The 21,452-nt window shown below is 55.4% G+C and carries 24 protein-coding genes; 17 read left to right on the forward strand and 7 right to left on the reverse strand.

Going from position 1 to position 21,452, the window contains the following annotated elements:
- Nucleotides 1-2: 2 nt before the first annotated feature.
- The 6 genes from MKS11_RS22935 (at nt 3) to fabY (ending at nt 5,358) form a co-directional block, all read left to right on the forward strand.
- Nucleotides 3-983 (forward strand): sugar phosphate isomerase/epimerase, encoded by a 981-nt coding sequence (locus MKS11_RS22935; protein ID WP_017899840.1) that lies wholly within the window; start codon nt 3-5, stop codon nt 981-983.
- Between the two features lie 100 nt (nt 984-1,083).
- Nucleotides 1,084-2,346: an MFS transporter gene (locus MKS11_RS22940; RefSeq protein ID WP_048293950.1), complete on the forward strand. Its 1,263-nt coding sequence runs from the start codon at nt 1,084-1,086 to the stop codon at nt 2,344-2,346.
- Nucleotides 2,347-2,484: 138 nt separating this feature from the next.
- Nucleotides 2,485-3,084: a glucose-1-phosphatase gene (yihX, locus tag MKS11_RS22945; protein ID WP_284109711.1), complete on the forward strand. Its 600-nt coding sequence runs from the start codon at nt 2,485-2,487 to the stop codon at nt 3,082-3,084.
- Nucleotides 3,078-3,938, forward strand: coding sequence for a virulence factor BrkB family protein (locus MKS11_RS22950; protein WP_004203625.1), 861 nt, complete (start codon nt 3,078-3,080; stop codon nt 3,936-3,938). The genes yihX and MKS11_RS22950 overlap by 7 nt, the downstream gene beginning before the upstream one ends.
- Nucleotides 3,935-4,372: a D-aminoacyl-tRNA deacylase gene (gene dtd / locus MKS11_RS22955; protein WP_004203627.1), complete on the forward strand. Its 438-nt coding sequence runs from the start codon at nt 3,935-3,937 to the stop codon at nt 4,370-4,372. The genes MKS11_RS22950 and dtd overlap by 4 nt, the downstream gene beginning before the upstream one ends.
- 44 nt (nt 4,373-4,416) lie before the next feature.
- Nucleotides 4,417-5,358 carry a fatty acid biosynthesis protein FabY gene (gene fabY, locus MKS11_RS22960; protein ID WP_025999202.1) on the forward strand — a complete coding sequence of 314 codons (942 nt, stop codon included), beginning with the start codon at nt 4,417-4,419 and terminating at the stop codon, nt 5,356-5,358.
- Between the two features lie 11 nt (nt 5,359-5,369).
- Here the strand turns inward: fabY and MKS11_RS22965 are convergent, their stop codons facing one another.
- The 5 genes from MKS11_RS22965 to fdnG form a co-directional block, all read right to left on the reverse strand.
- Nucleotides 5,370-6,287 (reverse strand): alpha/beta hydrolase, encoded by a 918-nt coding sequence (locus tag MKS11_RS22965; protein WP_004203629.1) that lies wholly within the window; start codon nt 6,285-6,287, stop codon nt 5,370-5,372.
- A gap of 324 nt (nt 6,288-6,611) precedes the next feature.
- A complete protein-coding gene (gene fdhE / locus MKS11_RS22970) occupies nt 6,612-7,541 on the reverse strand; it encodes a formate dehydrogenase accessory protein FdhE (protein ID WP_004203631.1) in 930 nt (309 codons plus the stop codon).
- Nucleotides 7,538-8,173 carry a formate dehydrogenase cytochrome b556 subunit gene (gene fdoI / locus MKS11_RS22975; protein ID WP_004203632.1) on the reverse strand — a complete coding sequence of 212 codons (636 nt, stop codon included), beginning with the start codon at nt 8,171-8,173 and terminating at the stop codon, nt 7,538-7,540. The genes fdhE and fdoI overlap by 4 nt, the downstream gene beginning before the upstream one ends.
- Nucleotides 8,170-9,072 (reverse strand): formate dehydrogenase subunit beta, encoded by a 903-nt coding sequence (gene fdxH / locus MKS11_RS22980; RefSeq protein WP_002882822.1) that lies wholly within the window; start codon nt 9,070-9,072, stop codon nt 8,170-8,172. Before fdxH ends, fdoI begins: the two co-directional genes overlap by 4 nt.
- Before the next feature lie 12 nt (nt 9,073-9,084).
- Nucleotides 9,085-12,135, reverse strand: coding sequence for a formate dehydrogenase-N subunit alpha (fdnG, locus tag MKS11_RS22985; RefSeq protein WP_085956538.1), 3,051 nt, complete (start codon nt 12,133-12,135; stop codon nt 9,085-9,087).
- A gap of 156 nt (nt 12,136-12,291) precedes the next feature.
- Here fdnG and fdhD point away from each other — a divergent pair, with 156 nt between their 5' ends.
- The 9 genes from fdhD (at nt 12,292) to MKS11_RS23030 (ending at nt 18,721) form a co-directional block, all read left to right on the forward strand.
- Nucleotides 12,292-13,128 carry a formate dehydrogenase accessory sulfurtransferase FdhD gene (fdhD, locus tag MKS11_RS22990; protein WP_087771201.1) on the forward strand — a complete coding sequence of 279 codons (837 nt, stop codon included), beginning with the start codon at nt 12,292-12,294 and terminating at the stop codon, nt 13,126-13,128.
- Nucleotides 13,129-13,256: 128 nt separating this feature from the next.
- Nucleotides 13,257-13,469 carry a YdgH/BhsA/McbA-like domain containing protein gene (locus tag MKS11_RS22995; protein ID WP_004203637.1) on the forward strand — a complete coding sequence of 71 codons (213 nt, stop codon included), beginning with the start codon at nt 13,257-13,259 and terminating at the stop codon, nt 13,467-13,469.
- 390 nt (nt 13,470-13,859) lie between these two features.
- Nucleotides 13,860-14,840, forward strand: coding sequence for a 6-phosphofructokinase (locus MKS11_RS23000; RefSeq protein ID WP_004203638.1), 981 nt, complete (start codon nt 13,860-13,862; stop codon nt 14,838-14,840).
- Nucleotides 14,841-14,851: 11 nt separating this feature from the next.
- Nucleotides 14,852-15,166: a PTS sugar transporter subunit IIB gene (locus tag MKS11_RS23005; protein WP_004203640.1), complete on the forward strand. Its 315-nt coding sequence runs from the start codon at nt 14,852-14,854 to the stop codon at nt 15,164-15,166.
- Nucleotides 15,159-16,526 carry a PTS sugar transporter subunit IIC gene (locus MKS11_RS23010; RefSeq protein ID WP_004203642.1) on the forward strand — a complete coding sequence of 456 codons (1,368 nt, stop codon included), beginning with the start codon at nt 15,159-15,161 and terminating at the stop codon, nt 16,524-16,526. Before MKS11_RS23005 ends, MKS11_RS23010 begins: the two co-directional genes overlap by 8 nt.
- A complete protein-coding gene (locus MKS11_RS23015) occupies nt 16,513-17,355 on the forward strand; it encodes a class II fructose-bisphosphate aldolase (protein ID WP_025999201.1) in 843 nt (280 codons plus the stop codon). Before MKS11_RS23010 ends, MKS11_RS23015 begins: the two co-directional genes overlap by 14 nt.
- A 59-nt stretch (nt 17,356-17,414) precedes the next feature.
- Nucleotides 17,415-17,684, forward strand: a complete 270-nt coding sequence (locus MKS11_RS23020; protein ID WP_004203644.1) for a hypothetical protein — start codon at nt 17,415-17,417, stop codon at nt 17,682-17,684.
- A 9-nt stretch (nt 17,685-17,693) separates the two neighbouring features.
- On the forward strand, nt 17,694-18,131 hold the full coding sequence (locus MKS11_RS23025; protein ID WP_087771200.1) for a PTS sugar transporter subunit IIA: 438 nt from the start codon (nt 17,694-17,696) through the stop codon (nt 18,129-18,131).
- Nucleotides 18,128-18,721, forward strand: a complete 594-nt coding sequence (locus MKS11_RS23030) for a hypothetical protein (RefSeq protein WP_004203646.1) — start codon at nt 18,128-18,130, stop codon at nt 18,719-18,721. The genes MKS11_RS23025 and MKS11_RS23030 overlap by 4 nt, the downstream gene beginning before the upstream one ends.
- Here the strand turns inward: MKS11_RS23030 and MKS11_RS23035 are convergent.
- Complete coding sequence (locus MKS11_RS23035; protein ID WP_004203647.1) at nt 18,718-19,041, reverse strand: AzlD domain-containing protein; 324 nt, start codon at nt 19,039-19,041, stop codon at nt 18,718-18,720. The two genes, MKS11_RS23030 and MKS11_RS23035, sit on opposite strands and share 4 nt — an antisense overlap.
- Complete coding sequence (locus MKS11_RS23040) at nt 19,041-19,700, reverse strand: AzlC family ABC transporter permease (protein ID WP_032431168.1); 660 nt, start codon at nt 19,698-19,700, stop codon at nt 19,041-19,043. The genes MKS11_RS23035 and MKS11_RS23040 overlap by 1 nt, the downstream gene beginning before the upstream one ends.
- Before the next feature lie 99 nt (nt 19,701-19,799).
- On the opposite strand from MKS11_RS23040, the gene MKS11_RS23045 reads away from it, so the two are divergent.
- Together MKS11_RS23045 and MKS11_RS23050 are read left to right on the forward strand one after the other, a co-directional pair.
- Entirely contained in the window at nt 19,800-20,348 is a 549-nt protein-coding gene (locus MKS11_RS23045; RefSeq protein WP_050887633.1) for a helix-turn-helix domain-containing protein, read from the forward strand.
- A 90-nt stretch (nt 20,349-20,438) separates the two neighbouring features.
- Nucleotides 20,439-21,434 carry a substrate-binding domain-containing protein gene (locus MKS11_RS23050; protein WP_032455457.1) on the forward strand — a complete coding sequence of 332 codons (996 nt, stop codon included), beginning with the start codon at nt 20,439-20,441 and terminating at the stop codon, nt 21,432-21,434.
- The last annotated feature ends 18 nt before the right edge of the window (nt 21,435-21,452 follow it).

Genomic DNA, 21,452 nt, shown 5'->3' on the forward strand with positions numbered 1-21,452 from the left:
TTATGGTCACTAAAGATAACGCCGGGAAGATCCTTTCCCGTATTGATAATATACCACTCTACCTTCATGCTTATGCCTATCATTTGAATATGCGGCTTGAACGTATTTTACCTAATGATTTACTGACCATTGCAGATAGTCTGCATTTAAAGGGGGTGAAAATACACGTTCTTGATGGTGAGCGTTATTCGCTGAGCAATATGAATGATGCCCAGTTAGCCGGGTTTGCTGACAAAGCGAAAGCGTTGCAGCTGGATATTCACATCGAAACCAGCGCCTCCGATAAACAGACCATCGATCAGGCCGCGACTATCGCTTTAAAAACAGGAGCGACTTCCGTTCGTTTTTATCCGCGTTATGAAGGCCATTTACATGACGTAATGGAAAAAATTTCAGCAGATATTCAATACATTAAAAAGGCTTATAGCCATACCGGCCTGACCTTCACCCTTGAGCAACATGAAGATCTCAAAAGCGCTGAACTGGTGAATTTAATTAAACAAAGCGAGATGCCATCGCTATCGCTCCTTTTTGACTTCGCCAATATGATCAACGCTAATGAGCGACCGCTTGAGGCGTTAGCGTTGATGTCACCTTACATTACGCAGGTTCATATCAAAGACGCTTGTATTATTACTGAGAACGGTGGGCTTGGGCATCGGGCCTGTAATTCAGGCCAGGGCGATATGCCGTTTAAGGCGCTGCTGACGGAATTAATTTGTCTTGGTGATGATCATCCGCAGGTCATGGCATACGGTCTGGAAGAAGAAGTGGATTACTATGCCCCCCCGTTCCGTTTTGCCTCGGAGGGGGACAACCCGTGGATCCCCTGGCGACAAATGAGCGAAACCCCACTGCCAGACGCCGATCAGCTTGAAGCGCGACTGCTAAAAGAAAAAGAGGATGCGATAGCGCAGCTCCATTATGTCAAAGAGACGTTGCAGAGAATAAAAGACGAAGCGCTTACGGCGCTGGCACACTAAATTTACTAATAATTCGTTATGCCGGGACATCATTTTTAATAAATGATGATGGTCTGTTATTTTCCTTAAACCAAATGATGTTCAATCATTAGGGGAACTTATGCTCACAAAAAAGAAATGGGCTATATTCAGTTTATTAACCCTGTGCGGTGGCACCATTTATAAACTGCCTTCTCTGAAAGATGCTTTTTATATTCCGATGCAGGACTATTTCCATCTGACTAATGGCCAGATAGGCAATGCCATGTCGGTGAACTCCGTGGTGACCACGATTGGTTTTTTCCTGTCAATTTACTTTGCCGATAAACTGCCTCGCCGCTACACCATGTCGCTATCGCTGATTGCGACAGGCTTGTTGGGGATCTATCTGACGACTATGCCAGGCTACTGGGGAATTCTCTTTGTTTGGGCTCTCTTTGGCGTTACCTGCGACATGATGAACTGGCCGGTGCTATTAAAGTCGGTAAGCCGGTTGGGCAACAGCGAACAGCAGGGGCGTTTGTTTGGTTTCTTTGAGACCGGGCGGGGGATTGTCGACACGATTATTGCTTTCTCTGCCCTGGCTATTTTCACCTGGTTTGGCAGCGGTTTGCTGGGGTTTAAAGCCGGGATCTGGTTCTACGCTCTGATCGTGATTGTTGTCGGGATCATGCTGTTTTTTATGCTGAAAGAAAAGGATGAGGATGCGCCTGAGAAAGCTACCGTCGACAGCGCCACAGAGAAAAGTAGCATCTCTTCGGTCTTAAAAGATAAAACCATCTGGCTTATCGCATTCAACGTCTTCTTTGTTTATGCGGTTTACTGTGGGCTCACTTTCTTTATTCCCTTCCTGAAAAATATCTACCTGTTGCCGGTGGCGCTGGTGGGCGCCTACGGCATCATTAACCAGTATTGTTTGAAAATGGTGGGTGGGCCGATTGGCGGCCTGATAGCCGATAAAATCCTCAAGTCGCCAAGCAAATATCTCTTCTATACCTTTTGTGCCAGCACCGTAGCCCTGGTGGCGTTAATATTGCTGCCCCACGAAAGCATGCCAGTCTACCTCGGCATGATCTGCACCCTGGGATTTGGCGCAATTGTGTTTACCCAGCGAGCGGTCTTCTTTGCCCCGATCGGTGAAGCCAACATCGCGGAGAACCGGACCGGCGCCGCCATGGCGCTGGGGAGTTTCATTGGCTACGCACCGGCCATGTTCTGCTACAGCCTGTATGGCTACATTCTCGATCTCAACCCTGGTCTGACAGGCTACAAGATAGTCTTTGGCATCATGGCGTGCTTTGCGCTCTGTGGCGCGTTCGTTTCGGTCATGCTGGTTAAACGCATTCGCGGTGGCAGGAAAACGCTGCGCGCTGCGACAGAATAACCGCCAGCCTGATTCTGCTTATTCAAAGCCGCATTATGCGGCTTTGTTCGCGAGTGGCTTGTTGTTTCAGGTTTATGCATAGTCAAACCTCATCTTTCCCGCTAAAGTTAATTTTCCACGGCGCGGAAGGAGACGAAAATGCTCTATATCTTTGATTTAGGTAATGTGATTGTCGACATTGACTTCAACCGGGTATTGGGGGCCTGGAGCGATTTAACCCGCATCCCGCTGGCGACGCTGAAGCAGCATTTCACCATGGGAGAGGCTTTCCATCAGCATGAGCGCGGCGAGCTCAGCGATGAAGACTTTGCCGCCGCCATGTGTCATGAAATGAATATGTCCCTCAGCTATGAGCAGTTTGCTCACGGCTGGCAGGCGGTGTTTGTCGCGCTGCGTCCGGAAGTGATTGCGATCATGCAAAAACTGCGTGCCCAGGGCCATCGCGTGGTGGTGCTCTCCAATACCAATCGTCTTCACACCACGTTCTGGCCGGATGAATACCCGGAAGTGCGCGCTGCCGCCGATCGCATCTATCTGTCACAGGAGATGGGAATGCGTAAGCCTGAAGCGCAAATTTATCAGCGAGTACTGGACGAAGAGGGCTTTTCCGCCGCAGATACGGTCTTTTTTGATGATAACGTCGATAATGTAGCAGGGGCTAACCGGTTGGGGATCACCAGCATTCTGGTGACCGGGAAGAAGACCATCCCTGACTATTTCGCGAAACAGCTATGCTAAGAACCGTTCATCAAAAATTACTCCACCATACCCGGCCGCTGCTGGCGTGGCTAAAGCTGCTGTGGCGGCGTATTGATGAAGACCATATGACGACCCTGGCGGGGAACCTCGCCTATGTGTCATTACTGTCCCTGGTGCCGCTGATTGCCGTCGTGTTCGCGCTGTTTGCGGCCTTCCCCATGTTCTCCGAAGTCAGCGTGCAGATCCGCCATTTTATCTTCGCCAATTTCATTCCGGCGACCGGGGATGTGATCCAGGGATATATCGAGCAGTTCGTCGCCAATTCCAGCCGCATGACCGCCGTAGGCGCCTTTGGCCTGATCGTCACCTCGCTGCTGCTGATGTACTCGATCGACAGCGCGCTAAACACCATCTGGCGCAGCACGCGCAGTCGCCCCAAAGTTTACTCCTTTGCCGTTTACTGGATGATCCTGACCCTTGGTCCGCTGCTGGCGGGCGCCAGCCTGGCGATCAGTTCCTATCTGCTGTCGCTGCGCTGGGCAAGCGACCTGGACGGCGTAATTGATAATCTGCTCCGCCTTTTCCCGCTGATCCTCTCCTGGGCGGCATTCTGGCTGCTCTACAGTATTGTACCCACCACCCAGGTACGTAACCGCGACGCGGTGATCGGGGCGCTGGTGGCGGCGCTGCTGTTTGAGGCAGGTAAAAAAGCGTTTGCCCTCTATATCACCACCTTTCCGTCCTATCAGCTCATTTATGGCGTGATTTCGGTGGTGCCGATTTTGTTCGTCTGGGTGTACTGGACCTGGTGTATCGTCTTGCTTGGCGCTGAAATTACTGTCACTCTCGGTGAATACCGCAAACTTAAAACAGAAGAAACAGAACAACCATGATTGCATTAATTCAACGCGTATCCCGTGCAAGCGTTACCGTGGCGGACGAGGTGACGGGCGAAATTGGCCCGGGGCTTCTGGTGCTGCTGGGGGTCGAAAAAGACGATGATGAACAAAAAGCGAATCGCCTCTGCGAGCGCGTGCTGGGCTACCGCATCTTCAGCGATGCGGAGGGGAAAATGAACCTGAACGTTCAGCAGGCGGGCGGCAGCGTGCTGGTGGTTTCGCAATTTACGCTGGCGGCGGATACCGAGCGGGGAATGCGGCCAAGCTTCTCGAAAGGCGCCGCTCCTGACCGTGCTGAGGCGCTGTATGAGTATTTCGTCGCCCGCTGTCGCCAGCAGGAAATGAACACCCAGACCGGAAGATTCGCTGCGGATATGCAGGTTTCTTTGGTCAATGATGGTCCCGTGACCTTTTGGTTGCAAGTATGACCCAGCTTCCGGGCAGGCTGCGGGTAACAAAAGAGAGTACGACTATGTATCACCTTCGTGTACCGCAAACAGCAGAAGAGTTAGAGAGCTACTATCAGTTCCGCTGGGAGATGCTGCGTAAGCCGCTGCATCAGCCTAAGGGTTCGGAACGTGACGCCTGGGATGCGATGGCACATCATCAGATGGTGGTGGATGAAGAGGGCAACCTGGTGGCTGTCGGCCGGCTATATATCAATGCAGAGAATGAAGCCTCCATTCGCTTTATGGCCGTTCATCCCTCGGTGCAGGATAAAGGGCTGGGTACGCTGATGGCGATGACCCTGGAGTCCGTCGCGCGTCAGGAAGGGGTTAAGCGGGTCACCTGTAGCGCTCGCGAAGATGCGGTGGAGTTTTTCGCCAAGCTCGGCTTTATCAATCAGGGGGAGATCACCACCCCGACCACCACGCCGATCCGTCATTTCCTGATGATTAAGCCGGTCGCATCGCTGGACGACATTCTCCACCGTGGCGACTGGTGCGCGCAACTACAGCAGGCGTGGTATCAGCATATCCCGCTGAGTGAAAAAATGGGCGTGCGCATCCAGCAGTACACCGGGCAGAAATTTATTACCACCATGCCGGAAGCGGGAAATCAGAATCCGCACCACACGCTGTTTGCCGGCAGTTTGTTCTCGCTCGCTACCTTAACCGGATGGGGGCTTATCTGGCTGATGCTGCGCGAGCGGCACCTGGGGGGCACCATCATTCTGGCGGATGCGCATATCCGCTACAGTCAGCCCATTAGCGGCCGCCCCAGCGCCATCGCCGACCTCGGTTCGCTGAGCGGCGATCTCGACCGTCTGGCGCGTGGGCGTAAAGCCCGCGTGCAAATGCAGGTGGAGCTTTTTGGCGACGATAAACAGGGCGCCGTTTTCGAGGGGATCTACATCGTGCTGCCGGCGAAGCCCTTTGGCTCTTACGAAGAGGGCGGCAACGAGGAAGAGTAAGCCGCGGGCGGTTATCGTCCTGGCGATGCTAAGCGCCAGGCGATATCCCGCATGGCATCTCGCGCGGCGCGGCTGATCCCACCCAGCTGAAAGAAGCCGTGGATCACCCCCAGATAGCGCTGACAGGAACTCTCCACCCCTTGCGCCATCAGCCTTCGATGCAGCGCTTCGCCCTCGTCGCGTAAAGGATCGAACTCCGCCGTCAGAATATGCACCGGCGGCAGACCGTGAAAATCGTCGCGCCAGAGTGGACTGGCATCCGGATGGTTCGCTGGCGTCGAGGCGAGGTACATTTCATAGCCGCTCAACAACGTGTCCCGGGTAATCACATAGTCAGCGCCGTTGCTGACGTAGCTCGCCATGCTGGCGGTGGGGTCGAGCATGGGATAAATCAGAATTAGTTGCGCGGGTTGCCACGCCGCATTCGCTTTCAGGCGCAGGGCCGTTACCAGAGCGAGGTGCCCGCCGGCGCTGTCGCCAGCCAGTGTGATGCGTGAGGCGTCAACGCCAAGCTGCTCCGCGTGCCGGTGGATGATCATGACACCTTGTTCTGCGTCATCGTGCGCCGCCGGAAAGGTATGCTCCGGCGCCAGGCGGTACTGCACGGCGATCACCCGGCAACCGCTGAACCAGGCTAGCTGGCGGAGCTGATTGTCGTGGGTGGCAAAGCCGCCGCTGACAAAACAGCCGCCGTGATAATACACAATGGTGGGTAGTAAGCCGTTGCTTTTTGGCGGCGAGACGACGCGCAAGGTCATGCCATCGAGCGCGATGTCTTCAACCTGCACCCGCGTTTCTGTTTCCCCTGCGAGAACGGCGCTGGCGAGATAGCCGTTTCTCCGGTCATCAATACTCTGTTCTCGCGATGATGGCCGCCCCGCAGCAATAAACTCCTCAACCAGCGAAGCAATCCCTTTTTCCAACGTCATGGCAAGTCCCTTTTACTGGGTTAATATCCAGTGTTATAGCCTGGTTATTGCGAAAAAGATATACCGAATAAAGCCGCGATCGCATTGTGGAAAGCGGCTCGCAGAAGCGTATTTCTCAGCAAAGATCTGCTTTTTCTTCGTTTTTATCAGGTGTAATTTGCTCGTTATCCGGTGCGCCGTAATACCTTGTCCTTCTGAACAGCACCCTAAAAGTTGAACAATATCTGGAGAAGCAGAAACGGGCTAAGGAGAGCATTTCCGGCGTGTTCACACCGTATGAATGATAACGAGCGACCTGAGTCGCCCGTTATAGGAGCGCAGAACTTATTCCCCTTCGCCGGGGAACATGAACGGGTTAATTGAGCTTCTGGCGAAGCCTTCCTGCTCCATGCGGGCGTCAAGCACCAGGGATGCCAAATCGTCGGCGACGGCTTCGACTTTCGGATCCTTCTCCTGATACATAATCTTCAGGTAAGTTCCGCAGTCGCCACAGCTTTCGGCTTTCACCGCAGCCTGCTCGTTGTCCAGCGACCAGTAGTGCAGATCGCGGCTCTGTTCGCAGTTGCTACATTTGACGCGTACCACGTGCCACTCGGTTTCGCACAGATTGCAGTGCAGATAGCGCAGCCCCTGGGTGGTGCCGATCTGCACGATGCTGGAGACCGGCATCGAGCCGCACACCGGGCAGAACTGGCGCTGTTCGCCGTATTCAGCGCGCGCTTTCCCCGGAATCAGGCTGGCCATCTGCGCCCAGTAGAGCGACAGTGCGGCCCAGATGAACGGCGCTTTATCGCTGCTGACCGAGGCGAAGTCGGAAGCAAACAGCGCGCTGGCCATCTGCTCCAGCTCCTGCTCAGAGGCTTTTTCCAGATTCTCAATGACCGCCAGTGCTGGGCCGCTCATCTCCGGCTTCAGCTCGGCAATCAGCGAGTGCAGCAGCTTGTGCCAGTGTTTGTCGCGTGGCAGGACGTGGATATCCAGCGGCGGCTTGCCCTGTTCGCTGGCCGCTTTAATACGGGCGGTGAGATCCATCTGCAGCGGATGGTCGTACAGCACCACTTCCTGGGCATGGGCGATCAGCGCGGCAAAGCGCAGGTAATCGCCCAGCGGGTTATTGGCGGCCAGCTCGCGCAGACGCTCAGCGCGGCGGTTATACAGATTTTTCAGCCTGGGGAACAGTAGCGGCGGAATTGCTTCCGCCGTGCGTTTCTCGCTCGAACCCAGCTCGTCTTGCGGGATTATGCGAATACTCATTCAGATGACTTTTCCTGTTTCTGGCGGACCTCTCGGTACCAGCGCGGGTGATGTTTCTTCGCCCACGTACTGGTGACCCAGCCTTCCACCATCGCGGTAATGGTGCCTTTCACCCAGAGGGCGGCGTAGATATGCACCATGATAACCACAATTAACGCCACTGCGGCAAATGAATGCAGCATCAGCGCAAATCGGATCACCGGGATTGAGAAAGCCGGCGCAAAATACGGACGCCAGATGATCACACCGCTCACCAGCAGCAGTACCAGGAAGATAATCGCCGCCCAGAATACGCATTTCTGGCCGAAGTTATAGCGTCCGGTATCGCCCACCTCCTCGTTGACGACGATCTTACGAATATTCTTCGCCCAAAAGATATCATCCCGATTGATTAGGTTGTGGTGCCAGTAACGGAAAAACATGATGATGAACGACGCGAACATCACCACCCCGACGAACGGGTGGAGAATTCGCGCCAGCTGCGGCGTGCCGAGGATATGCATCAGCCAGTTAAAGGACGGGAAGAAAAAGCCTAACCCGCTTACCGCCGCCAGGATGAAGCAGAAGGCGGTGACCCAGTGGTTGATGCGTTCCGGCGCCGTGTAGCGCACGATGGTGTCACGTCTTTTCATTTGCGCACCTCGTCTTTCTCTTCATGCAGGTTGTCCTCTTCCTCTTCCGCGCGGTTCGGACCGACGCCGACGTAGTGGAAGATACTGGCTGCGAAGGTCGCGGCGAAGCCGACGGCCGCCAGCGGTTTCCAGATGCCTTTCCAGAACTTGACGGTCTGGCTGATCTCCGGGTTTTCCGGCAGGCCGTGGTACAGATTCGGCTTATCGGCATGGTGCAGCACGTACATGACGTGGGTACCGCCGACGCCGGCCGGATCGTACAGGCCCGCATTGTCGTAACCGCGGGTTTTCAGTTCAGCTACGCGCTCGCCTGCCAGCGTTTTCATATCCTCTTTGGAGCCAAAGTGGATGGCGCCGGTCGGGCAGGTTTTCACGCAGGCCGGTTCCTGGCCGACGGTGACGCGGTCTACGCACAGGGTACATTTGTAGACGCGGTTGTCTTCCGGGTTCAGACGCGGCACATCGAACGGACAGCCGGCGATACAGTAACCGCAGCCGATGCACTGCTCGGACTGGAAATCGACGATGCCGTTGGCGTACTGAATGATCGCGCCTTCTGATGGGCAGGCCTTCAGGCAGCCCGGATCGGCGCAATGCATGCAGCCATCTTTGCGGATGAGCCATTCAAGCTTGTCGTTTTGCTCCACTTCCGAGAAGCGCATCACCGTCCATGACTTGGCGGTCAGGTCCGCCGGGTTGTCATACACCCCAACGTTGTGACCGACTTCATCACGAATATCGTTCCATTCGGAGCAGGCCACCTGACAGGCTTTGCAGCCGATACAGGTGGTGACGTCGATAAGCTTCGCCACCTCCTGCTGGTGGTCCCGCGCCTGAGGCGCGGGGGTGAAACCGTTAGTCGCGGAACGACGAATAATATCTTGCGATTGATAAGCCATAAGTCGTCTCCGTTACACCTTTTCCACGTTCACGAGGAAAGCTTTGAACTCCGGCGTCTGCGTATTCGCATCACCGACGAACGGCGTCAGGGTATTGGCAATAAAGCCTTTTTTCGCCACGCCCTCATAGCCCCAGTGAATAGGAATGCCGATGGTATCGATATCCTTACCGTCAACTTTTAGCGTGCGAATACGTTTGGTCACCACCGCCTTGGCCTTAATGTAGCCGCGGTTGGAGGAGACCTTGACGGTATCGCCATGGCTGATGCCAAGTTTATTCGCCAGTTTTTCACCGATCTCCACAAACTGCTCCGGCTGCGCGATGGCGTTAAGCAGCGCGTGCTTGGTCCAGTAGTGGAAGTGCTCAGTCAGGCGATAAGTGGTGCCGACGTACGGGAATTTCTCCGCTTTGCCCATCTGCTCGAGATCGCCTTTGAAGACGCGAGCGGCCGGGTTAGAGACCACGTTCGGGTGCAGCGGGTTAGTCCCGAGCGGCGTTTCAAACGGCTCGTAGTGTTCCGGGAACGGTCCTTCCGCCATCTTATCGATAGCGAACAGACGGCCCATCCCTTCCGGCTGCATGATAAACGGACCGACGTCGCTGCCAGGCGCAGCGGCGCTGTAGTCCGGAATATCCACGCCGCCCCATTTCGCGCCATCCCACTTCAGCAACTGACGCTTCGGATCCCACGGTTTACCCTGCGGGTCCGCGGAGGCGCGGTTATACAGGATGCGGCGGTTGAGCGGCCATGCCCATGCCCAGCCCAGCGTATTGCCGAGGCCTGACGGATCGGCGTTATCCCGGCGCGCCATCTGGTTACCTTCCGGCGTCCAGCTTCCGGCGAAGATCCAGCAGCCGCTGGAAGTCGTGCCGTCGTCGCGTAGCTGTGCGAAGGAGCTCAGCTGCTGGCCTTTCTTGACGATCACCGCGCCGGTTGCCGGGTCGGTAATATCCGCCAGCGCTTTACCGTTGCTCTCCATCGCCACTTCTTCTGACGCCGGCTCGTGTGGCGTGGAGTAGTTCCACGTCATGTTGAGCACTGGCTCTGGCGCCGGGCCACCCTCTTCGGCATACATCTTACGCAGGCGCGTAAAGATACCGGCGAGGATTTCACCATCGGTGACAGCGATCCCCGGGGCGTCCGCGCCTTTCCAGTGCCACTGCAGCCAGCGGCCGGAGTTGACGATAGACCCATTCTCTTCGGCGAAGCAGGTAGACGGCAGACGGAACACTTCGGTCTGGATTTTCGACGGGTCAACATCGTTCGACTCACCGTGGTTTTGCCAGAAGGTGGACGTTTCGGTATTGAGCGGGTCGATGGTCACGAGGAACTTCAGCTTCGACAGGGAAGCGACGACCTTGTTTTTGTTCGGGAACGAGGCGACCGGGTTAAAGCCCTGGCAAATATAGCCATTCACTTTGCCCTGATTCATCATCTCGAAGTACTGCAGAACGTCGTAGCTCTTGTCCCATTTCGGCAGCCAGTCAAAGCCCCAGCTGTTTTCTGCTGTCGCTTTATCGCCGAAAAAGGCTTTCATCATGGAGACGAAGAACTTCGGATAGTTGCCCCAGTAGTTGACCTGGTCTTTCAGCAGCGGCTTCGGCGTGTTAGCCGTCAGGTAGGTCTGCAGGTCGGCCTGTTTTTCGTTCGGCAGCGACATGTAGCCTGGCAGGCTGGTGGAGAGCAGGCCGAGGTCGGTCAGACCCTGGATATTGGAGTGGCCGCGCAGGGCGTTGACGCCGCCGCCCGCCATCCCCATGTTGCCGAGCAGCAGCTGGATCATCGCCATGGTGCGGATGTTCTGCGCGCCGATGGAGTGCTGGGTCCAGCCGAGAGCGTACAGGAACGACGCGGTTTTATCCGGCGCGCTGGTTTCGGCAATGTATTCACAGACTTTGAGGAAGTCGGCCTTCGGCGTACCGCAGATGTTTTCGACCACATCCGGGGTATAACGGGAAACGTGCTGCTTCAGCAGGTTCCAGACGCAGCGCGGATGTTGCAGCGTGGTATCGCGTTTGGCGAAGCCGTTTTCGTCCAGCTCATAGTTCCAGCTGGTTTTGTCGTACTGGCGTTTTTCTGCGTTATAGCCGCTGAACAGCCCGTCGTCGAAGCTGTAGTCCTCACGCACGATCAGGCTGGCGTTGGTGTAGGCTTCGGTGTATTCGCGGTTGAATTTTTCGTTATTCAGCAGGTACAGGATCACGCCCGACAGGAAGGTAATGTCGGTACCGGAACGAATCGGGGTATAGAAATCAGCCACCGACGCTGTACGCGTGAAGCGCGGATCGATAACGATGAGTTTGGCACCGTTATGGATTTTGGCTTCCATCGCCCAGCGGAATCCCACCGGATGCGCTTCAGCGGCGTTACCGCCCATCACCACGATCAGGTTGGCGTTCTTAATATCCACCCAGTGGTTGGTCATCGCACCGCGACCAAATGTTGGAGCAAGACTTGCTACCGTTGGTCCGTGTCAGACACGCGCCTGGTTATCCACCGCCAGCATCCCGAGGGCGCGGGTGAATTTTTGCGTTAAATAGCCGGTTTCGTTACTGGAGGCGGAGGCGCACAGCATCCCGGTGGTCAACCAGCGGTTGACGGTGGTGCCAGCGTCGTTTTGCGCGATAAAGTTGGCGTCGCGGTCCTCTTTCATCAGCTTGGCGATGCGATCGAACGCTTCGTCCCAGCTGATTTGCTGCCATTTATCGGAGCCTGGCGCGCGATATTCCGGGAATTTCAGGCGGCTTTCAGAATGGATAAAGTCCACCAGACCAGCCCCTTTCGGACAGAGCGCACCACGGTTGACCGGATGATCCGGATCGCCTTCGATATGGAAAATGGATGCTTTGGCGTTTTTCGCGCCGTCGCCGAGGCTATACATCAACAGCCCACAGCCGACAGAACAGTATGTGCAGGTGTTACGGGTTTCGCGCGTGCGCAGCAATTTGTACTGCCGTGTCTCCGCGAGCGCAGTCGCCGGGGCAAAGCCCAGCGCTGCTGCCGTGGTTCCCGCCATACCGCCAGCGCAGATCTTAAAGAACTGCCTTCTGCTGACCTGCATGGTTCGCTCCTTGTTTCGACATTGTCACATGTAGTTATTTGCTTTGCGGTGAGAGCCGCAAAGGTTCAGAATTAGGGCATATTTCCCTCATTCCTGAAGGGATAAAAACAGAATACCACATTGTGTGTATGCCTGTTCCAATACGGTTAAAGCAAAGTGAACAAGAAGCCTCTCGAACAAATCGAAAATGTGACGAATGTCACAGGATATCGCCAGGTCTCCCTCTGGAAGCGCGAGGATCTGCAACATCCTCAGCCAGATGAGTTAGCGGAAGAGGTACCGGTCGCGCTGGTCTACAACGGTATCTCCCACGTGGTGATGATGGCCACGCCGAAAGACCTGGAGCAGTTCGCCGTCGGCTTCTCCTTATCCGAAGGGATTATTGAGCATCGGCGGGAGATTTTCGGCATGGACGTGGTGTCGGTATGCAACGGCCTTGAGGTGCAGATTGAACTCTCCAGCCGGCGTTTTATGGGGCTCAAAGCCCGGCGTCGCGCGCTGGCCGGGCGCACCGGCTGCGGGGTCTGCGGCGTCGAGCAGCTCAATGATATTGGTAAGCCGGTTCAACCGCTGCCGTTCACTCAGACGTTCGATATCGCCAATCTCGACCAGGCCCTGGCGCATCTTAACGACTTTCAACCGATCGGCCGACTCACCGGCTGCACCCACGCGGCCGCCTGGGTCCGGTCGACGGGCGAACTGGCGGGCGGTTTTGAAGACGTCGGCCGGCATGTGGCGCTGGATAAACTGCTCGGCCGGCGGGCGGAAATCGGCGAGGGCTGGCAGCAGGGCGCCGCGCTGGTCTCCAGCCGCGCCAGCTATGAAATGGTGCAGAAAGCCGCGATGTGCGGGGTCGAGATCCTGTTCGCGGTATCAGCAGCCACCACCTTAGCGGTGGAGGTCGCCGAGCGCTGCAACCTGACGCTGGTGGGCTTTTGCAAGCCGGGCAGGGCGACGATCTACACCCACCCGCAGCGTTTGATCGCGGGTTAAAAGTTAATCAGTAAATTTGAATAATGACAGCAAATCCTTCCGCTTTTTGTTTGGTAATGTGCGGGCTACTATTTAACACATCAAGGCACAACGCCTTATCTAAACAACTAAATGAAAGGGTTTATATCATGAAAAGCATCAAAACTTTTGTCGCAGTAATCGCTATGGCCGCCTCTTTTGCTTCCTTCGCCGCTGAAACCGTCACCGCTACCGCTGCAACGATGGACGGCGCGGAAGCGAAAATCGCCGCACAGGCCCAGGCAGCAGGCGCGTCGTCTTACAAAATTACCGAAGCGTTTACCGGCAACCGCGTGCATATGACTGCCGAACTGAACAAATAAGCGTAACGCTACTGTCGAAAGAGCGCCTCAGGGCGCTTTTTTTCGTTTCCGTTTCGGCAAAAAACAGTCACTATTCCCCACCGCCGCGAAAAAAATGTGGCAGTACTCACGTTTCCGTTCTTTTCTTAACTCCCCATTATTACCGCCAATGAAACATCTTCATTGTTGAATATCTCGATATTTTAACGCTATGAAATGTAAAGATATTAAAAAGGAAAAGCGATGAAGAACACGCTCTGCATGTGTGATTTTTGTCACAAAAATAAGCCCGCTGTTGCGACTGTCAACTATTCATGTACGTAATTTAATACGCATTATGTGATCTCCATTGCAAATACAAGTCTTGCAGTCAGGGAAAAATGTCGTCAGGCAAATGAGCGAGGAGGCGTCATGAAAATTGGCATCGTTATTAGCGGCGGGGATGTTTCGGGAATGAATAATTTTATATTCCAGATTGCCAGGCAGGCTGATGCCGATATCACGCTGTTTAATGGCGGTATTCCTGGCCTGCTGGAGAAAAATCATCAGGATATCGCGTGGCGCGATCTGGTTGATTTCTCCATTACCGCGGTGCCGATCATTACCTCCGGACGAACCAGTCGCAAACTACAGCGCAGCGAATATGAAATGATTGCTAAAAAACTGAAATCGCTGCGTATTGACGTGCTTATTATGGCCGGGGGGGACGGCAGCCTGCAGTTTCTCAATACCCTAAGTGAATTTGATATTAATTGCTTTGGCGTGGGAATGACTATCGATAATGACGTGTATGGCAGTGATTATACGATTGGTTTTTCCACGGCCTGCGAGCAGATTATTAAAGAAGTCTCCCGTTTAAGAAATACCGGAAGAGCGCTGCCGGGGCGGGTTTTTATGGTTGAGATATTAGGAGGTTATTGTGGAGAATTAACGTTACAGTCCGCCATTAAATGCAATGCGGATATTGCCCTGATCCCGGAGGCGCAGATGCCGCTGGCCATGCTTGCGGAGCGGATTACCCGGAAGCTGAGCACGCAGAACAGCGTCGTTATCCTCTGCTCAGAAGGCTACACCAAAGAATACTCTCCCGGCTTTCAGGGAGCGATTGATACCATGATCAAACAGCTGGAACCGCAAATCGGCGTCCGAATCCGTAAAACGATTGTCGGTTATGGCCTACGCAGCGGTGACCCGACCTGTGAAGAGATTTATCAGGGCACCATTATGGCCAGTGAAGTGGTTCGCTGTATTCAGTCAGGTATGAAAAATAAAGCCATAATAATTAATTCCAGTAACAAACCTATTCCGATTGATTTAGTCAGTATGAAAAAACGACTGGTCGATACTGAAGGACATCATTATAAACTTGCCAAGCAACTCAATATTATTTGAGGAGACCCTCCATGCTGAAAATTTTATGCGTATGTGGCTGCGGCCTCGGTTCAAGCTTTGCCATTGAAATGACGGCGAAGGCAGTTTTAAAAAAGCTGGAAATTCCCGCTCATATTGAACACACCACCGTATCCGAAGCCGGAGCCTTTAAATCGGATATGATTTTGACGCAAAAAACCTTTGCCGACATCTTAACCGCCGATGCTACTGAAGAGGAAATTAAACGCGTCGTGGTGCTCAATAAGCTTACGGATAAAGAGGAAATTGAAACCAAGATCGTCGCATTCTTAAAAGAACGTCATCTGAAGGTGGCTGATTATGAATAGCTTCGTTGCGTTTATCGTTAAGGATTTACTTGGTCAGGCATCCATTCTTATTGCTTTTATTGCCATGCTTGGCCTGATCCTGCAAAAGAAATCGCCGGGCAAAACCGCGGAAGGGACGTTTAAAACGCTGCTTGGCTTCTTAATTATGATGGCGGGGATCAACATCATTGTCGCCACGCTAACCTTTCTGAACGATATCTTCACCCAGGGATTTGGCATGAAAGGCTATATTACCGATGTGGCCGCCATCGCCGGGTTAGCGAATCGGGAATTAGGTTCGGAAGTGGCGCTGACGCTGCTGGTGATCTTTGCCGTCAATATTATTATCGCCCGTCTGACGCCGCTTAAATATATTTTCCTGACCGGCCAGGCGCTGCTGTGGATGGCGACGATCGGCGCCGTGATTGGCTATAAGTCCGGGCTCACTGGCGTACCGCTGATTTTAACCGGGGGCATCTTCGGCGGCGTGATGGCGGTGTTAATGCCGGCCCTGGCGCAGCCGGTGGTCAGGCGCATTACCGGATCTGACGACGTGGCCCTGGGGCACTTCTGTACCATCGGTTATCTGGTGCAGGCCGCCGTCGCAAAGGTCGTCGGCAAAGGCTCCCGCTCGACGGAAGATCTCGAGCTGCCTGATAACTTTAAGTTTCTGCAGGATACCTATCTGGCCATGGCGGTGGTGATGGTGCCGATGTATCTCATCCCGGCTATCGCGGCGGGCCCCCAGTACATCGCGCAGTTCTCCGGCGGGATTAACTACCTGATGTATGCCTTTATGCAGTCCATTCAGTTTGTCGCCGGGGTCTTTGTCCTCTATAGCGGCGTGCGTTTATTGCTCAATGAGCTGGTGCCGGCCTTTCGCGGTATTGCGATGCGTATTGTCCCGGATGCGAAGCCGGCTCTTGATTGCCCGGTACTGTTTCCTTATGCGCCGAATGCGGTGATTGTCGGATTTCTGGCGACGACCGTCGGCTCGATTATCGGCATGCTGGTTTTCCCGATGTTCGGTCTGGCGATGATCCTCCCCGGGCTGTTAACCAACTTTTTCGCCGGCGGCACGGCAGGGGTTTTTGGCAACGCGCTGGGCGGACGCCGCGGGGCGATGATCGGCGGGGTTATTCACGGTCTGTTTATCACGTTTCTGCCGGCCATTCTGGTGCCCATGCTGGAGAGCTATGGCTTTACGGGCGTCACCTTCAGCGACTCTGACGTCATCAGCTCGGGTCTGGTATTAGGCCACGCCTTCCAGAATAACTGGCTCTTTGTCGCCTTATTTATTGTGTTTGTCGCCGCACTGGCATGGTTTGTCAACGGGAAATCCGCTAAGCCGAAAGGGGAAAATGTTCATGAGTCTGTATAATTTCAATGAGATTTTAAAAATTGCCCAAGCGAGAAATTTTAAAGCGATTGGCTCGTTTAACTTGCACTGTATTGAGATGCTGCCGGCGTTTTTCAAAGCCGCGCAAAACAGCCACAGCCCGTTAATGATCCAAATTTCAACCGGGACCGCGGAGTACCTCGGCTATCGTTTGCTGGTCGACGCCGTGCGTTCATTAGCGGACAGTGAAAATATTCCAGCCTGTCTGCATCTTGACCACTGCTCAGATATTAAGGCTATCGAGACGGCAATGAACGCGGGCTTTTCGTCGGTGATGTACGACGGCTCACATTTAAGCCTTGAGGAAAATATCGGTAATACGCGGATTGTGGTGGAGATGGCCCGCCCGCGCAATATTACGGTAGAAGGCGAACTGGGGGCGATCGGCGGGTCTGAGGATGGAAAAGCGGTGGCGGCGGAAGATATCTGTTTTACCACCGTCGAAGATGCGAAACGCTTTGTGGAGGAGACCCAGGTCGATATGCTGGCCGTTTCGGTAGGCACCGTGCATGGCCTCTACACCGGTAAAGCGCAGATACAGCACCAGCGGCTGAAACAGATTAGCGCGGCGACCGGCGTGCCGCTGGTGCTGCATGGCGGTACCGGCGTCAGCGATGAGGATATGCGGCTGGCCGTCACCGAAGGGATTAATAAAGTGAACGTCGGGACGGAAATGAACGTGCAGTGGGTTGACCGCTGTAAAACGACGTTTGAGAAAGGGAAGGTGAATGACAGCGTACGGAAATTCTTAATTCCCGCCAACCAGGCGGTCACTGATGTCTTAATGGAAAAAATGGCGTTATTTAAATAACGTTTTCTCCTCCACTCTCTATTTCATTGCCCTGTCTTCCGCCAGGGAGGGAACTTGCTATGTTTGAATCATTGAAAACGTTGTGGAAAAAAGAGCAAACCCCGCTGCAGGATTATGATCAACAGTCCCGTCAGTTGGCGGAGGAGATTGCCAGGCTGGAGGGCGAACTACAGCGCCAGCCTGGCAATAGCGAGGTGCAAAAAACATTGATGCTGACTTACAACCGGGCGCTATCGATATATGCCAAAAGCACCGCCCACCGGCAGGATATCGATACGCTGTTTCTGCAGATTGATAATTTACGCAATATTATTCGCCGCAATATTTAGGAATACAGAATGACCATAAAAGAACTGCTTATTGAGGCCGATGCCATTCAGGTTGGCGTTGTGGAGTCCGACTGGCAGCGGGTAATAAAGCTGGCTGCCCGCCCGCTGGAGGCAAAAGGCTTTATTTCGACGGAATATAGCCAGGCGGTGATCGACAATACCCTGAACCATGGCGCCTATTACGTCTTCGATGAAGGTATTGCTATCCCCCATGCCCGACCCGAGTGCGGCGTCAGACGCAACTGCTTTAGCCTGGTGCTGCTGGAAAAGCCGATTCCTTTTGCGGACAGTGAAAAAGCCGACATTGTCATTATGTTTGGCGCCCGGGACAGCAATGCGCATATCGAGGAGGGGATCCGCTCCATCGTCGTGCTGCTGGATAACAATGACACGATGGCCAAACTGCGGATGGCCCGCAGCCGGGAGGAGGTTGTCGCGTTACTATGAACAGACATCTGACCCCAGTCTGCAAAACGGCTATTTTAATCAACGGCATTCCGGCCTCGGGGAAGAGTACCATCACCCGTTTGCTGGCGGAGACCTTCAGCCTGCCGGTATTGACGATCGACGGCATCAAAGAGCCGTTTATGGCGCGTCTGGCTCCGGTCGACCGGCCAATGAATCGCCAGCTGGGCTGTGCGGCGTATGAGGTGATCTGGTCGATTGTCGGCGCGTCGCCTGCCAGTATGGTCTGGTTGATCGACGCCTGGTTCGGCTTTCAGCCGCGGGAGACCTTGCAAAAATTGCTGCGGCAGGCGGGCGTGGAGCAGGTGATTGAGATCTGGAACCATATCTCCCCCGAGCTGGCGGTCGCGCGCTATGCCTCGCGGCTGGCGACGCGGCCGCCGGGCCACCCCGGCGAAGAGTATCTGCCGGAGCTGGCCCAGCTGGCCGGGCGCGCGCAGCCCATGTCTTTAGGGCCCCTTTTGACGATAGACCAGCAGCGCCCGCTGGAGATAACGGCGGTTATTCACTGGCTTGAAGGTACAATTAGCGGACAACGTACCGGTTTGGCGAATTACGCCTACCCGTCCTAGGACATACCCGCCAGCCGCAGCAGCGCCGTCACCACCGCCGCGGCGATAATCACGCCGATCAGCGGCACCTTGCGCCAGGCGAGAAACACAGCGACAGCCACGCCCAGAACGCGCGCCATGCCGGCGAAATGCGCGCCTTCATAGAAAGTGGTGGCCAGGGCGACGGAAAAAAGCAGCACCGTCGCCGCATCGGAAAGCAGCGCCTGCGAGCGCTCGGAAAATGCCAGCCGATTACCAAGCTTCGCGCCGCCAAGACGCATCAGATAGGTTCCCAGCGACAGGATGGCGATACCGGCGATAAACAGCGTCATATTGCCCATTATTTTTTCCTCGACAGTAAACCAAACAACGAGAGCAGCACCGGCAGCCCGGTAGGCGCAAACGGCACGGCAGCAAGCGCCAGCGCGGCGCCGCTGACGGCGCGGATCAGCGTGGTACGGTTTTTAAAGGCCGGGATCACCAGCGCCAGCAGGATTGCCGGGAAGACCGCGTCAAGCCCGATGGTTTCCGGCGCCGGCAGCAGTTTGCCGACGGCGGCGCCGGTGAGCGTACCCAAAGGCCAGATCAGCGCTACGCCGGCGCCGCACAGCCAGTAGGCCGCTTTGCGCTGCGCGGGGGTGGGCTGCGACAAGCCAAAGACCACGCTCTCGTCGTTCATAATGTGGCACCCGATAAAGCTTAAGGCGCGCCGACCAACCAGTTCGCGCACGGTCACCCCGAAAGGGATATGGCGCGCGTTGACTAACAGGCCGGCGGCGGCGGCGGCCAGCGGGCTACCGCCGCTGGCGACAATACCGATAAACATAAATTCAGAGGCGCCCGCCAGCACGGACACCGAAAGTACGAGCGGCACCCATAAGGGGAAGCCGTAAGCCACCGCTAGCGACCCATAGGACATGCCTACCACCCCGACGGCGAGGCAAACTAAAACAATCGCTTTTATCGTGTCTCCGCTGAGACTGGAGAGAGTTTGTTTCATATCCCTTAGCCATATCGAACGAATTTCCATTATAATGAACACATAATGATCGTTTTTCAAGGCGAACAAATCGTTCGATATAAAAAACAAGGGGCGGGTATGACACAGCCAATCAGCGTTATCGCCAAAAGTCTGGTGCGGGAGCGGGCGCGGACCGGGCTTTCGCTGGCGGAAGTCGCGCGTCGGGCGGGTATCGCAAAATCCACGCTATCGCAACTGGAGTCCGGCAACGGTAATCCGAGTCTGGAAACGCTGTGGTCGCTCTGCGTAGCGCTGGATATTCCATTTGCCAGGCTGCTTGAGCCGCAGATGAACAAAACGCAGGTGATCCGCCGCGGCGAGGGGACAAAAGTGGTGGCGGAGCAGGCGAACTATCAGGCTATTTTGCTGGCCGCCTGTCCACCCGGCGCGCGTCGGGACATCTATTTGCTGCTCACCCAGCCCGGCGCCGACCGCATTTCGCATCCGCATCCGCCAGGCTCGGTGGAACATATTATCGTGACCCAGGGGCGGGCGCGGGTAGGGCTGACGTCGGCGCCGGAAGAGCTCGGCGAGGGCGACTATATCTGCTATCCGGCGGATCAGGAGCATGTGTTTCAGGCCCTGGAGCCGGATACGCAGGCCCTGCTGATCGCTGAGCAAAACTGACATCGCACCGGCGGGCGTCGCGCTCTCGCTGGACGCCATAGCCGTATTGCGGGACACTAGCCGCATTCTTCCGCGAAGACAGGCATACCTATGTCGCTGAAAGCCATTGCTAAAGAACTTGGGATCTCGGTAACGACCGTCAGCCGCGCGTTAAACGGCTATGATGATGTGTCGCAGGAGACCCGTGCTCGCGTGGAGGCTGAAGCGCAGCGTCGCGGATATCGGCCAAACACGTTCGCGCGTCGCCTGAAAATGGGCAAAATCGACGCCGTTGGCCTCGTTTTCCCCGTGCGCCCCGCGCCGCTGAATAACAACGTCTTTCTCGAAATGGTGGGAGAAATCAGCCACGAGCTGGCGCGCTATGAGATTGATTTACTGCTGATCGCCGATGATGAACAGGCCGATAAACACGGCTATATGCGCATGGTGCAGAGCCGTCGCGTCGATGCGCTGATCGTCGCGCATACCCTGGACGACGACCCGCGCCTGATTCAGCTGCTCTCTTCCGGCTTTCCTTTTCTCGCGCTGGGCCGTAGCCGCCTGCCGCAGCCCTACGCCTGGTTTGATTTCGATAACCAGGCGGGCACGTATCGCGCCACCCGTCATCTGATTAGCCAGGGGCACCGGCGCATCGCGCTGCTGAGCGAAAATAATAATCAGGCGTTTATTACCCAACGCCGCAACGGTTACCTGGAAGCGCTGCGCGAAGCGGGCCTGGCGGAAACCTGGCTGCGCAGCGTGCCGCCCACCCGCCGCGGCGGGTTTCAGACAACGATGGAGCTGCTGCGCTTGCCTGAACCGCCAACGGCGATTGTCACCGACTGCAATACCCATGGCGACGGCGCGGCGATGGCCCTGGCTCAGCTCGGACGTCTTACCGGCGCCGATCGCGTCTCACTGGTGGTCTACGACGGTTTGCCGCAGGATAGCATCATCGACACCCCGGTGGGCGCGGTGGTTCAATCCACCCGACAGGGGGTGGGCCGCCAGATAGCCACGATGGTCCGCCGCTTAATTGCCGGCGAAGATCTGACCTCGCTTCAGGTGCTCTGGCAGCCCGAATTCATTCCCGGCGAAACCGCCTGATAATTCTCTCCACAGATT

The sequence above is a fragment of the Klebsiella sp. K5-45 genome (assembly GCF_030128605.1).
Taxonomy (GTDB): Bacteria; Pseudomonadota; Gammaproteobacteria; order Enterobacterales; family Enterobacteriaceae; genus Klebsiella; species Klebsiella quasipneumoniae.

Excerpts from the sequence above, each read along its gene's own strand:
- MKS11_RS22995 (WP_004203637.1), top strand. The coding sequence starts at position 13,257 with ATGAAAAGCATCAAAACTTTTGTCGCAGTAATCGCTATGGCCGCCTCT.
- fdoI (WP_004203632.1), bottom strand. The coding sequence starts at position 8,173 with ATGAAAAGACGTGACACCATCGTGCGCTACACGGCGCCGGAACGCATC.
- MKS11_RS22940 (WP_048293950.1), top strand. The coding sequence starts at position 1,084 with ATGCTCACAAAAAAGAAATGGGCTATATTCAGTTTATTAACCCTGTGC.
- yihX (WP_284109711.1), top strand. The coding sequence starts at position 2,485 with ATGCTCTATATCTTTGATTTAGGTAATGTGATTGTCGACATTGACTTC.
- MKS11_RS23050 (WP_032455457.1), top strand. The coding sequence starts at position 20,439 with ATGTCGCTGAAAGCCATTGCTAAAGAACTTGGGATCTCGGTAACGACC.
- MKS11_RS23030 (WP_004203646.1), top strand. The coding sequence starts at position 18,128 with ATGAACAGACATCTGACCCCAGTCTGCAAAACGGCTATTTTAATCAAC.
- MKS11_RS22950 (WP_004203625.1), top strand. The coding sequence starts at position 3,078 with ATGCTAAGAACCGTTCATCAAAAATTACTCCACCATACCCGGCCGCTG.
- dtd (WP_004203627.1), top strand. The coding sequence starts at position 3,935 with ATGATTGCATTAATTCAACGCGTATCCCGTGCAAGCGTTACCGTGGCG.
- fdxH (WP_002882822.1), bottom strand. The coding sequence starts at position 9,072 with ATGGCTTATCAATCGCAAGATATTATTCGTCGTTCCGCGACTAACGGT.
- MKS11_RS23045 (WP_050887633.1), top strand. The coding sequence starts at position 19,800 with ATGACACAGCCAATCAGCGTTATCGCCAAAAGTCTGGTGCGGGAGCGG.
- fabY (WP_025999202.1), top strand. The coding sequence starts at position 4,417 with ATGTATCACCTTCGTGTACCGCAAACAGCAGAAGAGTTAGAGAGCTAC.
- MKS11_RS22935 (WP_017899840.1), top strand. The coding sequence starts at position 3 with ATGGTCACTAAAGATAACGCCGGGAAGATCCTTTCCCGTATTGATAAT.
- fdhE (WP_004203631.1), bottom strand. The coding sequence starts at position 7,541 with ATGAGTATTCGCATAATCCCGCAAGACGAGCTGGGTTCGAGCGAGAAA.
- MKS11_RS23020 (WP_004203644.1), top strand. The coding sequence starts at position 17,415 with ATGTTTGAATCATTGAAAACGTTGTGGAAAAAAGAGCAAACCCCGCTG.
- MKS11_RS22965 (WP_004203629.1), bottom strand. The coding sequence starts at position 6,287 with ATGACGTTGGAAAAAGGGATTGCTTCGCTGGTTGAGGAGTTTATTGCT.
- MKS11_RS23040 (WP_032431168.1), bottom strand. The coding sequence starts at position 19,700 with ATGAAACAAACTCTCTCCAGTCTCAGCGGAGACACGATAAAAGCGATT.
- MKS11_RS23035 (WP_004203647.1), bottom strand. The coding sequence starts at position 19,041 with ATGGGCAATATGACGCTGTTTATCGCCGGTATCGCCATCCTGTCGCTG.
- MKS11_RS23000 (WP_004203638.1), top strand. The coding sequence starts at position 13,860 with ATGAAAATTGGCATCGTTATTAGCGGCGGGGATGTTTCGGGAATGAAT.
- MKS11_RS23015 (WP_025999201.1), top strand. The coding sequence starts at position 16,513 with ATGAGTCTGTATAATTTCAATGAGATTTTAAAAATTGCCCAAGCGAGA.
- MKS11_RS23005 (WP_004203640.1), top strand. The coding sequence starts at position 14,852 with ATGCTGAAAATTTTATGCGTATGTGGCTGCGGCCTCGGTTCAAGCTTT.
- MKS11_RS23010 (WP_004203642.1), top strand. The coding sequence starts at position 15,159 with ATGAATAGCTTCGTTGCGTTTATCGTTAAGGATTTACTTGGTCAGGCA.
- MKS11_RS23025 (WP_087771200.1), top strand. The coding sequence starts at position 17,694 with ATGACCATAAAAGAACTGCTTATTGAGGCCGATGCCATTCAGGTTGGC.